Below are 13382 nucleotides of genomic sequence, written 5' to 3' on the forward strand. Positions count from 1 at the left end.
TTCTGCACACTTCGACGCCGGCCTGCATTCTGACAACGGATCTCGCGGAGATCCGGGCCACAGCCCACGCACAGAGATCATGGAACACAGACCGGGGGAACGCCGTGTATCCGATGTTGAAGCCCGCACTGCGCCGTGCATGGCGCGGCCGGGGCACCGTGCAATTCGGGGTGACCCCCGCTCATGCGGTGAAACTCAGTCCGATGGATATCGCAACGGGCTGTTTCCTGGAACTGCTCGACGGTACGCGCGGCCTGCCGCTGCTGCGCGAGGAAGCCCGTGCGTTGGATCTGTCGGACCTTCAAGTGGACACCTTGGTGGGCCGATTGACGGATGCGGGCCTGCTCGACGATGTGCGGGCTGTCGGCCCGGAGGCCGATGCGTTACGGAACCGGCCCGGCGCCCTGGAGCGGCACCGCCCCGATCTGGCGTCGCTCTCCGTCGTCCATCCCGAGCCGGGCGGCGGGATGCGGCGGCTGGCGGCCCGCCGGGCGATGCGGGTCCAGGTGCGGGGTGCCGGCCGGGTCGGTGCCGCGATCGCGGCGGTGCTGTCCGGATCCGGGGTGGGCCGGGTGGAGGTTCTGGACGGCGGATGCACCGAGCCTTGGGACGTCTCACCCGGCGGGCTTCCACCGGCAGCCGTCGGGGAGCGCAGGGACACCGCCGCCCGGCAGTTGGTGCGCAGGTCCGCCGCGGGTTCGGCTCCCCGGGCATCGGAGACGGCGGGTTCCTCGGCGGGTGGTGAGCCGGGGCTGTCACTGATCGTGGTCGCCCCTCGCGACGGCCTAGGGGTGTACGCCCCCGACCCGCGTCCGGCCGAACCGTGGATCGCTTCGGGGACTCCCCATCTCTATGCCGGAGTGATGGAGGCGACGGGAGTGGTCGGCCCCCTGGTGCTGCCCGGGGGTACGGCGTGCGCGGGGTGTCTGGCTCTGGAACGTGCGGACCGGGATGAGCAGTGGCCCAGGATGCTGTCTCAGTGGCAGTCCGGGCGGCGCACCGCTGTGCAGGCCTGTGACCTGGGGCTGGCGACTGCGGTGGCCGGTCTGGCGGCCGCCCACGCGCTGTCCTTTCTGGACGGGGAGCTGCCCGCCAGTACGGGGACCCGCTGGGAGGCCGCGCTGCCGCTGTTGGACTGGCGGTCCGAGCGGATCGGGGCGCACCTCGGCTGTTCCTGTGGAGCGGCTGGGCACACTGAGGGGGAGCGCGTCTCCGGGGTCGAAGCGGCGCACGACACAATGGCCGGGTAACCGCCGCACACGGTACGGCAGTCTGGGATTTGGAGGGGCTCATGTCTGATCTACCCCGGAAAGCGGTCACCCGTACCGCCAAGTTGGCCGCCCTGCCACTGGGCTTCGCCGGCCGCGCCACGTGGGGTCTGGGCAAGCGGATCGGCGGGAAGTCGGCGGAGCTGGTCGCCCGGGAGGTGCAGCAGCGCACTGCGGATCAGCTCTTCAAGGTCCTGGGCGAGTTGAAGGGCGGGGCGATGAAGCTGGGGCAGGCCCTGTCCGTCTTCGAGTCGGCGCTGCCCGAGGAGGTCGCCGGACCGTACAGGGCGGCACTCACCAAACTGCAGGAAGCCGCACCTCCCATGCCCAGCGGCACCGTGCACGCGGTGCTGGAGGAGCGGCTCGGCGAGGATTGGCGAGAGCTGTTCCTCGAATTCGAGGAACAGCCGTCGGCCGCCGCATCGATCGGTCAGGTGCACCGGGCGGTGTGGCACGACGGGCGGGAAGTCGCGGTGAAGGTGCAGTATCCGGGCGCCGGAGAGGCGCTGCTCTCGGATCTGACCCAACTCAGCAGGTTCGCCCGGTTGCTCGGTCCGCTGATCCCCGGAATGGACATCAAACCGCTTATCACGGAGCTGCGCGACCGGGTCTCGGAGGAACTGGACTACGAGCAGGAGGCACGGTCGCAGCGGGACCACGCCGAGGAGTTCGCAGCCGACCCGGACGTGGCGATCCCCGCTGTGGTGCACCAGTCCGACCAGGTTCTGGTGACGGAGTGGATGGACGGTGTTCCGCTGGCCGACGTGATCGCGCAGGGCACGCCGGAGCAGCGGGACCGGGCCGGCCAGTTGCTGGCGCGCTTTCTCTTCTCGGGCCCCGCGCGCACCGGGCTGCTGCACGCAGACCCCCATCCGGGCAACTTCCGGCTGCTGCCCCCAGAGGACGGTGCCGGCGAGGCCGGACAATGGCGGCTCGGAGTACTGGACTTCGGCACGGTTGACCGGCTGCCGGGTGGTCTGCCGCAGCCGATCGGGGACTCCCTGCGACTGACGCTGTCGGGTGATGCGGATGCGGTGTATGAACTGTTGCGCGAGGAGGGGTTCGTCAAGGACTCGATCGACCTCGACCCGGATGCGATGCTCGACTATCTCCTCCCGATCATCGAACCGGCACAGGTGGAGGAGTTCACCTTCACTCGGAGCTGGATGCGCAATCAGGCGGCCCGGATTGCGGATCCTCGTTCCCCCGCTCATCAGCTCGGCAAGCAGCTGAATCTGCCGCCCGCCTATCTGCTGATACACCGGGTGACGCTGAGCACGATCGGGGTGCTGTGCCAGCTGGGTGCGACGGTACGGCTGCGTGACGAACTGGAGTCCTGGGTGCCGGGGTTCTTGGCGGAGGATCAGCAGGAGTCCGTGGTAGAGGAGTTGGCGGGCGACGCGGCCGCCGGTGCGTAGGCAGCCTTCGAGCCCCCGGGACCGGGCCCGGGTGGCACTCACGGCCCGGAGCGTCGCGCCCCCGAGCCGTAACGCCCGGGCCGTCATGCCCTGGTGGCGCCACCAGGGGTGTCACCACCAGGCAGAATCGAGACGGCTCTCGATCGCCCTGATATGAGTGCGGGCGCACTCTTCGCAGAAGTACTGGTGTCTGCCGTTCTCCACGGAGCAGATCCAGGTCGGCGGTGCGCTCTCGCTGTCGGCGGAGGTACCGCACAGGGCACAGACGACCACGGCGGCGTCCCTCTGCGCGGGCTGCTGAATCCGGTGATGAGTCTCCTCGTCCACCTCGTGACGATAACTCCGTCTCCGCTGTGCCGCGCGGCACCACACAGCACGACCGCGGGGCCGGCCCGTTCGGACCGGCCCCGCGGAAGGGGTACTGAACTATGGGTACTGATTACTGCTGGGCAGAGCGGCTGCCCGGCAGCGGGTGCTGCTGGTACTCGGCCTGACTAGTGCATGACTGCCATGGCCAGCGCACGGCGGGCGCGCATCGAGGCGCGCTCGGCCCGGCGCTGCATCCGGCGCGCGGCAACCAGGCGCACGGCCTGACGTTGCGCGTCGGCTTCCCTCAGGCGGTCGTGCATATGAGCACGAGCCAGGGCTTCTGGGATGAGTTGCATCTCGCGGGTCCTGTTCTGACGCGAGTCGTTCGCGCCGATGATTGTGACGTTCGGTGTTGCGGAGCCGACGGGCTCATTCGTGGGGACGGACATTGGTGCCTGATTTCGGGGATCGTGGGTGTGGGGGCGGTCGATGGTTCCGATGCGCTTCATGGGTTTGGGGGCCGTGACCCCCAGTCCGGCGGTCACGCCGCGACCGGGTTCTTGCGCGGACGGCCACGCGGCCGCTTGCGAGCAACGACAACGCCCTGGATGAAGAGCTCACCACCCCAGACGCCCCACGGCTCGCGACGCTCCTTGGCGCCGGCGAGGCAGGCCTCGACGAGCGGGCAGGTGCGGCAGAGGGACTTGGCGTACTCGACGTCGGCCGGCGACTCGGCGAAGAAGACCTCCGGGTCGTAGGAGCGGCAGGGGACGGGCACGCCGAGGTTCTCGATGGCGTCGTCGAGCGCGGTGAGCGCAGTGAGGGGGATCAAGGTGGAGTCCTCCGTGAGGCCGGGCGGCGGGATCGTTTCGGAAGGCGGTACGGACGGGGCGTGCGCTTCGAGTTGCACGGTGGGTGGTGTCCTCGTCTGGTCGTTCCGGCCTGTTGGCCGGGGGGCGGCTGGTACCGGGTGTTGCTTGTCCCGAGGCTCCTTCGCGCTGTCTCGTCCGTTTGGACAAAACAAAAGGGCCGCGGATCCCGAGTGGGGTTCCGCGGCCCTGAAGGCGCCGGCCTGATTCTGAATCAGGCTGGATCACTCCAGGGTTCAGGCCCACGGAAGGCCCACATCGTGTGGTGCATCGTCTGCTTCTTGGCGCCGGATTCCGCTCCTGCACCGACGGCCGCAAAGGCATAGGCCTGGGCCTGTCCCTTCGCTACTGCTGCTGCCGGTGCCTGGGTCGGTCGCTCATTGCGCTCCCGCACGGGGAGGTTCGACAGGGACAGCGGGCTGACGGCGGAAATGCCGGACAGACCGGTGCCACGCAGCGAGGACTCCGAAGAGCAGGCGAGGCCGAGCGAGCAGGCGGAGACGACCGAGAGATCGGTCATTTTGTTGGTCTCGATGATGCTGATCACTTCAATCGCCTCCTCTCGGCGTCTCGGGGGGACCGGCGGGCCGGTCCTGCGTATTCGGATAAGTACAGCACAGGACCAGGGCTTCAGAGAAGTCGCTGTTCCCGTGGTTAAGAACCTATGGTGATGACTGGGGCGGGCGCAAACTATTTTTTCGACGAGTTTTTCTCACACCTCGTCAACGGTGTCCCCGAGCCCTTCTTCCACCGTCTCACCTGCGCAAATGGCAAGGACCGCGGTCCCGAACCGGTCCAGCTTCCGCGCGCCGACCCCGGAGATCCCGGCCAGTTCGCCCGCGCTGCCCGGCACCGCCTCGGCGATCGCCATCAGCGTCTTGTCCGTGAACACGCAGTACGCGGGCTGGCCGATCTCCTTCGCCCGGACCGCCCGCCAGTCGCGCAGCCGCTCGTACAGCGCCTCGTCCATGTCGGAGGGGCAGTCGTCGCAGCGCATCAGCTTCATCTCGCCCGCATCGGTGAGGGTCTTGCCGCAGACCCGGCACCGTGCAGGGCCGCGGCGGCCGCGTTTGACGACCGCTCCGGCGCCGGGGCCCCGTTCGATCCCGCCGCCTCCGGCCGCGCCGCGCGTACCGAGGGCCACCGAGCCGGGGCGCAGTCCGTTCAGGAACCGGCTCGGGCGCCGTCCGGCACGGCCGCCGGGCGAGCGGGACAGCGACCATGACAACGAGAGATGGAAGCGCGCCCGGGTGACGCCGACGTACAACAGCCGACGCTCCTCCTCGATCTGTTCGTCGGTCTTGGCGTAGGTGATCGGCATCATGCCCTCGTTCAGCCCGACCAGGAACACGGCGTCCCACTCCAGGCCCTTCGCCGAGTGCAGCGAGGCGAGTGTGACTCCCTGGACCGTGGGGGCGTGCTGGGCGGCTGCGCGCTCGTCGAGCTCCGCCACCAGATCGGAGAGCGTCGCCCCCGGCTTGGCCTGTTCGAAATCCTCGGCGAGCCGGACCAGCGCGGCCAGGGACTCCCAGCGGTCGCGCACCGCGCCCGAGCCTGCGGGCGGTTCCGTGGTCCATCCCTTGGTGGAGAGCACCGCGCGCACTTCCGCCGGCAGCCCCTCCGCGTCGTCGAGCAGGGAGTCGTTGCCCCCCGCGCGGGCCGCGCCGCGCAGGGCGATGCCCGCCTCCCGTACCTCCGCGCGTTCGAAGAAGCGCTCCGCGCCCCGCAGCTGGTACGGCACGCCGGCGTCGGCCAGGGCCTGCTCGTAGACCTCGGACTGGGAGTTGACCCGGTAGAGCACAGCGATCTCGCCGGCCGGGACGCCCGCGGCGATCAGATCGCGAATGCGGCGAGCGGTACCTTCGGCCTCCGCGGGCTCGTCCGCGTACTCCGTATAAACGGGCTCGGGGCCGGGCTCGCGCTGCGAGACCAGTTCGAGCCGGTGCTCGGCGGCGCGGCCGCGGGCCTGGCCGAGCAGCCCGTTGGCCAGATGGACGACCTGGGGGGTGGAGCGGTAGTCCCTGACCAGCTTGACCACCGTCGCGTTGGGGTGGCGGGTGCGGAAGTTCAGCAGGTGGTCGGGGGTGGCTCCGGTGAAGGAGTAGATCGTCTGGCTGGCGTCACCGACGACGCACAGGGTGTCCCTGTCGCCGAGCCAGAGGTCGAGCAGCCGCTGCTGGAGCGGGCTGACGTCCTGGTACTCGTCGACGACGAAGTGCTGGTACTGGCGGCGGACGTGGTCGGCGATGTCGTGGCGGTCCTGGAGGATGGCGACGGTGAGCAGCAGCACATCCTCGAAGTCGATCAGAGAGCGGTCGCGCTTCAACTGCTCGTACATCGCATAGATCTGGGAGATCTCGGCCGGATCACGTGGGGCGTCCCGCTGGGTCTTGGCGACCACGGCCGGATAGTCGGCGGGCACGGTCTGGGTGACCTTGGACCACTCGATCTCGCTGGTGACGTCGCGCAGCTCGTTGCGGTCGAGGCGGATGCGGCAGCGGGCCGCGGCCTCGGCGACCAGCTGGACCTTGCGCTCCAGCAGCCGGGGCAGGTCACCGCCGACCGCTTTCGGCCAGAAGTACTGGAGCTGGCGCAGGGCTGCGGAGTGGAACGTCCGCGCCTGCACCCCGCCTGCGCCGAGCTGGCGCAGCCGTCCCCGCATCTCGCCCGCGGCCCGGTTGGTGAACGTGACAGCAAGCACACTTGCCGGCTGGAGTATCCCCGCGCGCACCCCGTAGGCGATGCGATGCGTGATCGCACGCGTCTTGCCCGTACCGGCTCCGGCCAGAACGCACACCGGGCCGTGCAGGGCCATGGCGACCTCGCGCTGCTCGGGGTCCAGGCCGTCGAGCACGGCGTCGGCCGACTCGGGAACCTGTGGGAAAAGGGAGGAATGCGTTGCTGCTGTCACCCTGCCATGCTGCCAGGTCAAAAGAGGCGGGCGCGGAGGTTGTCCACAGGGGGGCCGCATCTGTCGTACTAATACGGGGGTGGCGGCGGGAATGGTGTTCGGCTCACGTACGTTCCCTTTCCGTGCGGCGACGCACTTTCCAGCTTTTCCGCGTGCCGGATGAGACGGATGAGACAGACGAGTCTGACAAGACAGAGGAGCGCGAAGACATGTCGGGCACTGTGACGATGTACAGCACCACGTGGTGCGGCTACTGCCGTCGGCTCAAGAGCCAGATGGACCGCGAGGGCATCGCGTACAACGAGATCAACATCGAGCAGGACCCGGACTCCGCGGCCTTCGTCGAGAAGGCCAACGGGGGCAACCAGACCGTTCCCACTGTCCTGGTGGTCGGCTCCACAGGTGTCGAGGCCGTCATGACGAACCCGTCCCTGGCCCAGGTGAAGCAGGCGCTCGCCGCCTGATCCCGCCGCTCCCGCAGCACATCGCGCCCCCTCCGGTCGAGCACCGGAGGGGGCGTTCCTGTACGCGTCCGGGGACGCTGCAGCCCGTCCGCCGTGCGTCAGCCGACGGTTCCCGGCCTCGGGAGCGGCTTGCCGTACCAGAGTTCGATCAGACGGGCCGCGATCGAGATGCCGAACGGGGGCATGATCTCGCCCGACTCGAAGGCCGCCGTCAGATCCTCGCGGGAGAACCAGCGGGCCTCCTCGATCTCCTCGCCGTCCACATTGATCTCCGACGAGGTCGCCCGTGCCATGAAGCCCAGCATCAGGCTGGACGGAAACGGCCAGGGCTGGCTGGCGATGTACTCGACCTCGCCGACCGTGACGCCCGCCTCCTCGAACACCTCGCGGGCCACGGACTGCTCGATCGACTCCCCCGGCTCGACGAAGCCCGCGAGGGTCGAGAAGCGGCCCTCGGGCCAGTGCACCTGGCGGCCCAGCAGGGCGCGGTCCTGGTCGTCCGTCACCAGCATGATGACCGCGGGGTCGGTGCGCGGGTAGTGCTCGGCGCCGCAGGCCTGGCAGCGGCGGATGTGGCCGGCTGCCGCGATGACCGTGCGCTCGCCGCAACGCGAGCAGAAGCGGTGCAGGCGCTGCCAGTTCTCCAGGGCCACCGCGTGCACCATCAGGCCAGCGTCGCGGGGGCCGAGCAGCAGTCCGGCCTCGCGCAGGCCGGCCGGGCGGGCCGGCTGGTCCATGCGGCCGGGCAGGGAGTCCTTCTGGAGCGCGAAGTAGCTGACGCCGTCCTCGTCGGTCCCGAGGAAGTAGCGGTGGGTCTCGGTGACCGGGGCCTCGAAGGCCGGGGTCATGACGATCTCCGTACCGCCGTCGGCCGTGTCGTCGATCAGCACCTGCCCGCCGGAGACGACGAACACACGGGTGGTCGGGTGGCTCCACGCGGCGGACAGCCAGGCCTCGTCGAGGCGGTGGTGCGCCGCGCGGTCGATGCCGCTGGGCGCCGTGAGACCGATGGGCCGGTCTGCGGTGGCGTTGTCGAAGGTGCTCACAGGTGCTTCCTACTCCCCCGGGATGGATCGGGTGTTCAGAGGATTCAGCGGAGTGCGGCGGCCAGCTCGCCCCAGAGGTGGGCGGCTGTCTCCACGCCCTTGAGCAGGAGGTCGAGTTCGACCTTCTCGTTGGGGGCGTGCCAGCCGTCGGACGGTACGGAGATGCCCAGGAAGAGGACGGGCGCGCCGAGCACGTCCTGCAGGTCGGCGGCGGGTCCCGAGCCTCCTTCGCGGGTGAAGAGGATCTTCTGGCCGAAGGCCCGTCCCATGGCGCGGGCCACGGCCTGCAGAGCGGGGTGGTCCAGCGGGGTCAGACAGGGACGGGTGGCGGGGGCGAAGGTGATCCGGTGACGGACACCGGTCGGTACCTGTGCCTCGGCCCAGGCCCTGACCACCTGCTGAATGTGGTCGGGGTCCTGGCCCGCGACCAGCCGGAAACTGATCTTCACCAGGGCGGAGGACGGAATGATCGTCTTGCTTCCGGCGCCCTGGTAGCCGCCGCCGATGCCGTTGACCTCGGCGGTGGGGCGGGCCCAGATGCGTTCCAGCGTGGAGTGGCCGGCCTCGCCCGACGCCGCTCGTGACTTGGCGGTACGCAGCCAGGTGGCCTCGTCGAAGGGCAGCTCGGCGAAGAGCGCGCGCTCGGTGTCGGTGAGTTCCGTCACCCCGTCGTAGAAACCGGGGATCGCGACCCGTCCGTCCGCGTCGTGCAGTGCGGCGACGAGCCGGGCCACGGCGGTCGCCGGATTGGGGACCGCGCCGCCGAAGGAGCCGGAGTGGATGTCCTGCTCGGGGCCGTACAGCTCGATCTCGCACTCGGCGAGGCCTCGCATACCGGTGCAGACCGTGGGGGTCGTCTCGTCCCACATGCCGGTGTCGGAGACGATCACGGCATCGGCGGTGAGCCGGGCGGCCTGCTCCTCGACCAGGGCGCGGAAGTTCGGTGAGCCGGACTCCTCCTCGCCCTCGATCAGCAGCTTGAGGTTGACGGCCGGGGTGGTGCGGCCGGTGGTGGCGAGGTGGGCCCGGACGCCGAGGGTGTGGAAGAATACCTGCCCCTTGTCGTCGGCGGCGCCCCGCCCGTACATGCGGCCGTCGCGGATCACCGGCTCGAACGGGTCGGTGTCCCAGCCGTCCTCACGGGCTGCGGGCTGCACGTCGTGGTGCCCGTAGACGAGGACTGTCGGTGCGTCCGCGTCGTCGGACGGCCACTCGGCGAAGACCGCGGGAGCGCCGGGCGTCTCCCAGATCTCGGTGACCGGGAAGCCGGTCTCCTTGAGCTTGGCGGACAGCCACTCGGCGCTGCGTCGTACGTCCCCGTCGTGGACCGGCTGGGCGGATACGGACGGGATGCGCAGCCATTCGGCGAGGTCGTCGAGGAAGGCTGTGCGGTGCTGTTCGGTGTACGTACGGACGGCGCTGTCCGGGGTGTCGCTCATGGCCTTGAGCCTATCGGCCCGTGGGAGGTGGCTCGTCCAGCAGGAGCCGCTCCAGCTCCGCCCGGCCCGGGAGGCGGGTGGGGCGGACGGTCTCCGCGCTGCGTACGTACAAGAACGTGGCGGTGACGTCGGTGAGCGGCAGATCGTGCAGCTCGGCCCAGGCCAGACGGTAGACCGCCAGCTGGAGGGGGTCGGCGGTGTTGGTGCGGGTGGTCTTCCAGTCGACGATCTCGTACGTGTCCCCGGTGCGGTACACCGCGTCGATACGTCCCCGGATCACCCGGCCGGCCAGAGTGATCTGGAACGGCGTCTCCACTCGGTACGGAGTACGGCGGGCGTACGGGGTGCGCTCGAAGGCCTCCTTGAGTGCGGCGAGGTCACGCTCGTCGGCGATCTCGGCGTCGCTCTCGTCGCCGCCGGGCAGCTCGTCCGGCCCGAGCATGGGCAGCGGCAGCTCCTCGAAGCGGGACTCCACCCAGGCGTGGAAACGGGTACCCCGGCGGGCCGCGGGCTGCGGGGGCCGCGGCATGGGGCGGGCCAGCTCCTGGGCGAAGCCGTCGGGGTCGTCGGCGAGACGCAGTAGCTGGGTGGCGGAGAGCGAGGCGGGTACGAGGACGTCTCGCACAGTGGCGCGGGCGCGGCGCAGTTCGCCGGTGAGGGCGTCGAGGTCGCGGTCCCAGGAGGCGAGTGTGCGGGATTCCTCGGGGGTGAGTGGCTCTTCCCCGGCGGGCTCCGGCGTGCGGGCCGCCGGGATGTGTGGCGTGGGGGCGGGGGCGTGTGGTCCGGGGGCGGGGGACGGTGGGGGCTCCTTCGACAGGGCGTCCCAGTCGTCGGCCTCGTCGGGGTACGCCTCGCCGTCGGGGAACGGGTCGTCGTCGTAAGAGGCGTCGTACGGATCGTCGTACGGATCCGGGGCGTCGGACGGCGCCTCGTAGATATCCGGAACACTCCCCGCCGCGGCGAGGGCCTCCAGATGTGCCATCACCGTGTCCGCGGCGGCCCGGCGGCGGGTCAGGGCGGTGTCGTCCAGGGGGAGCGGCCACGCCCGGTCGGCATCCTTCTCGGCGAGGGCCGGGTTCTCCTCGTCCTCGGCCGGTTCGTCCGCCCAGGCCTCGATCTCGCCGTGGCCGGCCGCGCAGTGCTCGTACAGCGCATGCAGGAAGTCGGACGGGCCGCGCGGCTTCTTCTGGGTCGGGCCCCACCAGTGGCCGGAGCCGAGCAGCAGGGTGCGGGGCCTGGTGAAGGTGACGTATCCCAGGCGGAGCTCCTCGGTGTGCTGGTGCTCCTTCATCTCTTCCTTGAAGCCCTTGAGCCCCTTGGCGTCCCAGGAGTGGATGACGGGGAGGGTGGCCGTGTCCCCGCGCAGGGCGTGCGGGAGGACCTTGGGCTGGGAGGTCCAGGCGTCGCGGGACTGGCTGCTGGGGAACTGTCCGGTGACCAGGCCGGGCACCGCGACGACGTCCCACTCCAGGCCCTTGGACTTGTGGGCGGTGAGGACCTTGACGGTGTTCTCGCCGCCGGGCAGGGCGTTGTCCAGGCCCTTCTCGTACTGGACTGCCGTGCGCAGGAAACCCAGGAAGGCGAGCAGGGTGGCCTCGCCGTCGACGGCGGCGAAGCGGGCCGCGACGTCGAGGAAGTTGGCGAGGGTCTCGCGGCGGCGGGCGGCCAGGGCGTGCGGCGATGCGGAGAGCTCGACCTCCAGGCCGGTGGTGGCGAGGACGCGGTGCAGCACGTCCATCAGGGGGTCGGCCAGCGAGCGGCGCAGGTCGCGCAGTTCGGCGGCCAGGCGGGCGAAGCGGATGCGAGCCTCGGTGGAGAACGGAAGTCCGTCGTCCTCTCCTCCGCCCGATTCGAGGAAGGTGTCCAGGGCGTCGGCGAGCGAGATCACTTCGGCCGGGTCGATGCCTTCGACGGCCTCGGCGAGGCGGCGGTCGGGGTCGAAGTCGTCCTCGTCGCCGTGGGAGGCACGGTGGACGAGGAGGCGGGCGCGGCGGCCGAGGAGTGCCAGGTCGCGGGGGCCGATCCGCCAGCGGGGGCCGGTGAGCAGCCGGACCAGGGAGGCGTTGGCACCGGGGTCCTGGAGGACCTCGCAGACCGCGACGAGGTCGGCGACCTCGGGCAGGTGCAGCAGCCCGGACAGGCCGACGACCTCGACCGGGATGTCGCGGGCCACCAGCGCGGCCTGGATCTCCGGGAAGTCACCCGCGGTGCGGCACAGGACGGCGATCTCGCCGGGCGCCTTCCCGGTCCTCACGAGGTGGGCGATCGAGTCGGCGAGCCAGTCGATCTCTTCTGTGTGGGTACGGAGCAGGGCGCAGCGGACAATGCCGTCGCGCTCGGCGCCCGGGGCGGGGCGCAGCGCCTCGACGCCTTCGTGCATGGCACGCAGGGGCGCGGCGAGGCCGTTGGCGAGGTGAAGGAGGCGGCCGCCGCTGCGGCGGTTCTCGCTGAGGGAGTAGCGGGTGGCGGGGGTGCCGTCGGCGTGCGGGAAGTGGAGCGGGAAGTCGTCGAGGTTGGCCACGGAGGCACCGCGCCAGCCGTAGATCGCCTGGCAGGGGTCGCCGACGGCGGTGACGGCATGACCGGTGGCCACCGCCCCGTTGGTCGCGCCGGACTCCGCCCCGGTCTCCACCTCCGTAACCCTTGTCCCGGGGCCCCTGCCGAAGAGGGCGGAGAGCAGCAGGCGCTGGGCGACGGAGGTGTCCTGGTACTCGTCGAGCAGCACGACGCGGAATTCGTCGCGCAGGATCGCGCCGACCTCGGGGCGGGTGAGGGCCAGCTCGGCGGAGAGGGCGATCTGGTCGCCGAAGTCGAGGACGTCGCGGCTCTTCTTGGCCTCGCGGTAGCGGCGGGTCAGCTGCAGCAGCTCACGACGGGCCTGGGCGGCCTCGGGTATCTTGCGCAGCTCGGCATTGGTCAGCCGGGCCGTTTCCAGCGTACGGAGCAGGTCGGTGTCGTACTCCGCGAGCTGTTCGGGGCGTACGAGATGCTCGGCCAGCTCGCCGTCGAGGGCCAGCAGATCGCTGACCAGCGTGGGGAACGACCTCGTCAGGGCCGGATAGGGGCCGGGCGCCTCACGCAGTACGCGGGCGGCCAGCTGGTAGCGGGTGGCGTCGGCGAGGAGGCGGGTGGTGGGTTCGAGGCCGATGCGCAGCCCGTGCTCGGTGAGGAGCCGGCCGGCGAACGCGTGGTACGTGGAGATGCTGGGCTCGCCCGGAGGGTTGTCCGGATCGATGGCGTCCGGATCAGTGACCCCGGCCGCGATCAGGGCCTTGCGGACGCGCTCGGCGAGCTCGCCCGCCGCCTTGTTGGTGAAGGTGAGTCCGAGGACCTGCTCCGGGGCGACCTGGCCGGTCCCCACCAGCCACACCACGCGCGCCGCCATGACCGTGGTCTTCCCCGACCCGGCTCCGGCCACGATCACCTGCGGGGCGGGCGGCGCTGTGATGCAGGCCGTCTGCTCCGGGGTGAACGGGATCCCGAGGAGCTCCTTCAGCTGCTCGGGATCGGTGATGCGTGAGGACACCTGACAGAGGCTAACCGGGCGCACCGACAACGTGCCGGGGCCGCCGGACGGTCCGGGCGGGCCGGTGGCCCCCGCAACAGACCCGACCGGCGGCCCGTAACAGGGTCGCCCGGTGGTCCGGGTCCGGCCTGC

At 70.6% G+C, this 13382-nt stretch carries 11 protein-coding genes; 3 read left to right on the forward strand and 8 right to left on the reverse strand.

The window, feature by feature from the left end; genetic code table 11:
- Positions 1-104 precede the first annotated feature (104 nt).
- Positions 105-1250 carry a ThiF family adenylyltransferase gene (locus ACFVYE_RS26370; protein WP_389607497.1) on the forward strand — a complete coding sequence of 382 codons (1146 nt, stop codon included), beginning with the start codon at positions 105-107 and terminating at the stop codon, positions 1248-1250.
- A 41-nt stretch (positions 1251-1291) separates the two neighbouring features.
- Positions 1292-2686: an ABC1 kinase family protein gene (locus tag ACFVYE_RS26375; RefSeq protein WP_383978275.1), complete on the forward strand. Its 1395-nt coding sequence runs from the start codon at positions 1292-1294 to the stop codon at positions 2684-2686.
- A 111-nt stretch (positions 2687-2797) separates the two neighbouring features.
- Here the strand turns inward: ACFVYE_RS26375 and ACFVYE_RS26380 are convergent, their stop codons facing one another.
- The 5 genes from ACFVYE_RS26380 to ACFVYE_RS26400 all read right to left on the reverse strand — a co-directional run bounded on the left by ACFVYE_RS26380 (position 2798) and on the right by ACFVYE_RS26400 (position 6835).
- Positions 2798-3013 carry a hypothetical protein gene (locus ACFVYE_RS26380; protein WP_383978278.1) on the reverse strand — a complete coding sequence of 72 codons (216 nt, stop codon included), beginning with the start codon at positions 3011-3013 and terminating at the stop codon, positions 2798-2800.
- A 167-nt stretch (positions 3014-3180) separates the two neighbouring features.
- On the reverse strand, positions 3181-3504 hold the full coding sequence (locus ACFVYE_RS26385) for a hypothetical protein (protein WP_093897531.1): 324 nt from the start codon (positions 3502-3504) through the stop codon (positions 3181-3183).
- Between the two features lie 32 nt (positions 3505-3536).
- Positions 3537-3905, reverse strand: coding sequence for a WhiB family transcriptional regulator (locus ACFVYE_RS26390; protein WP_030915514.1), 369 nt, complete (start codon positions 3903-3905; stop codon positions 3537-3539).
- A 173-nt stretch (positions 3906-4078) separates the two neighbouring features.
- Positions 4079-4411, reverse strand: coding sequence for a hypothetical protein (locus tag ACFVYE_RS26395; RefSeq protein WP_383973455.1), 333 nt, complete (start codon positions 4409-4411; stop codon positions 4079-4081).
- A gap of 165 nt (positions 4412-4576) precedes the next feature.
- A complete protein-coding gene (locus tag ACFVYE_RS26400; RefSeq protein WP_383973457.1) occupies positions 4577-6835 on the reverse strand; it encodes an ATP-dependent DNA helicase UvrD2 in 2259 nt (752 codons plus the stop codon).
- A gap of 149 nt (positions 6836-6984) precedes the next feature.
- Between ACFVYE_RS26400 and ACFVYE_RS26405 the strand changes: the two genes are divergently transcribed.
- Complete coding sequence (locus ACFVYE_RS26405) at positions 6985-7239, forward strand: mycoredoxin (protein WP_093897475.1); 255 nt, start codon at positions 6985-6987, stop codon at positions 7237-7239.
- 98 nt (positions 7240-7337) lie between these two features.
- On the opposite strand, the gene nudC is transcribed toward ACFVYE_RS26405, so the two are convergent.
- Genes nudC through ACFVYE_RS26420 form a run of 3 tightly spaced genes read right to left on the reverse strand, consistent with a single transcriptional unit; the run spans position 7338 to position 13250 of the window.
- A complete protein-coding gene (gene nudC / locus ACFVYE_RS26410) occupies positions 7338-8285 on the reverse strand; it encodes an NAD(+) diphosphatase (RefSeq protein WP_383973459.1) in 948 nt (315 codons plus the stop codon).
- A gap of 44 nt (positions 8286-8329) precedes the next feature.
- Complete coding sequence (locus ACFVYE_RS26415; protein ID WP_383973461.1) at positions 8330-9724, reverse strand: dipeptidase; 1395 nt, start codon at positions 9722-9724, stop codon at positions 8330-8332.
- Positions 9725-9734: 10 nt separating this feature from the next.
- The gene (locus tag ACFVYE_RS26420; RefSeq protein ID WP_383973463.1) at positions 9735-13250 is read right to left on the reverse strand and encodes a UvrD-helicase domain-containing protein; all 3516 of its coding nucleotides are present in this window, start codon (positions 13248-13250) and stop codon (positions 9735-9737) included.
- Positions 13251-13382: the final 132 nt, after the last annotated feature.

It is taken from the genome of Streptomyces sp. NPDC058239 (genome assembly GCF_042882185.1).
Taxonomy (GTDB): Bacteria; Actinomycetota; Actinomycetes; order Streptomycetales; family Streptomycetaceae; genus Streptomyces.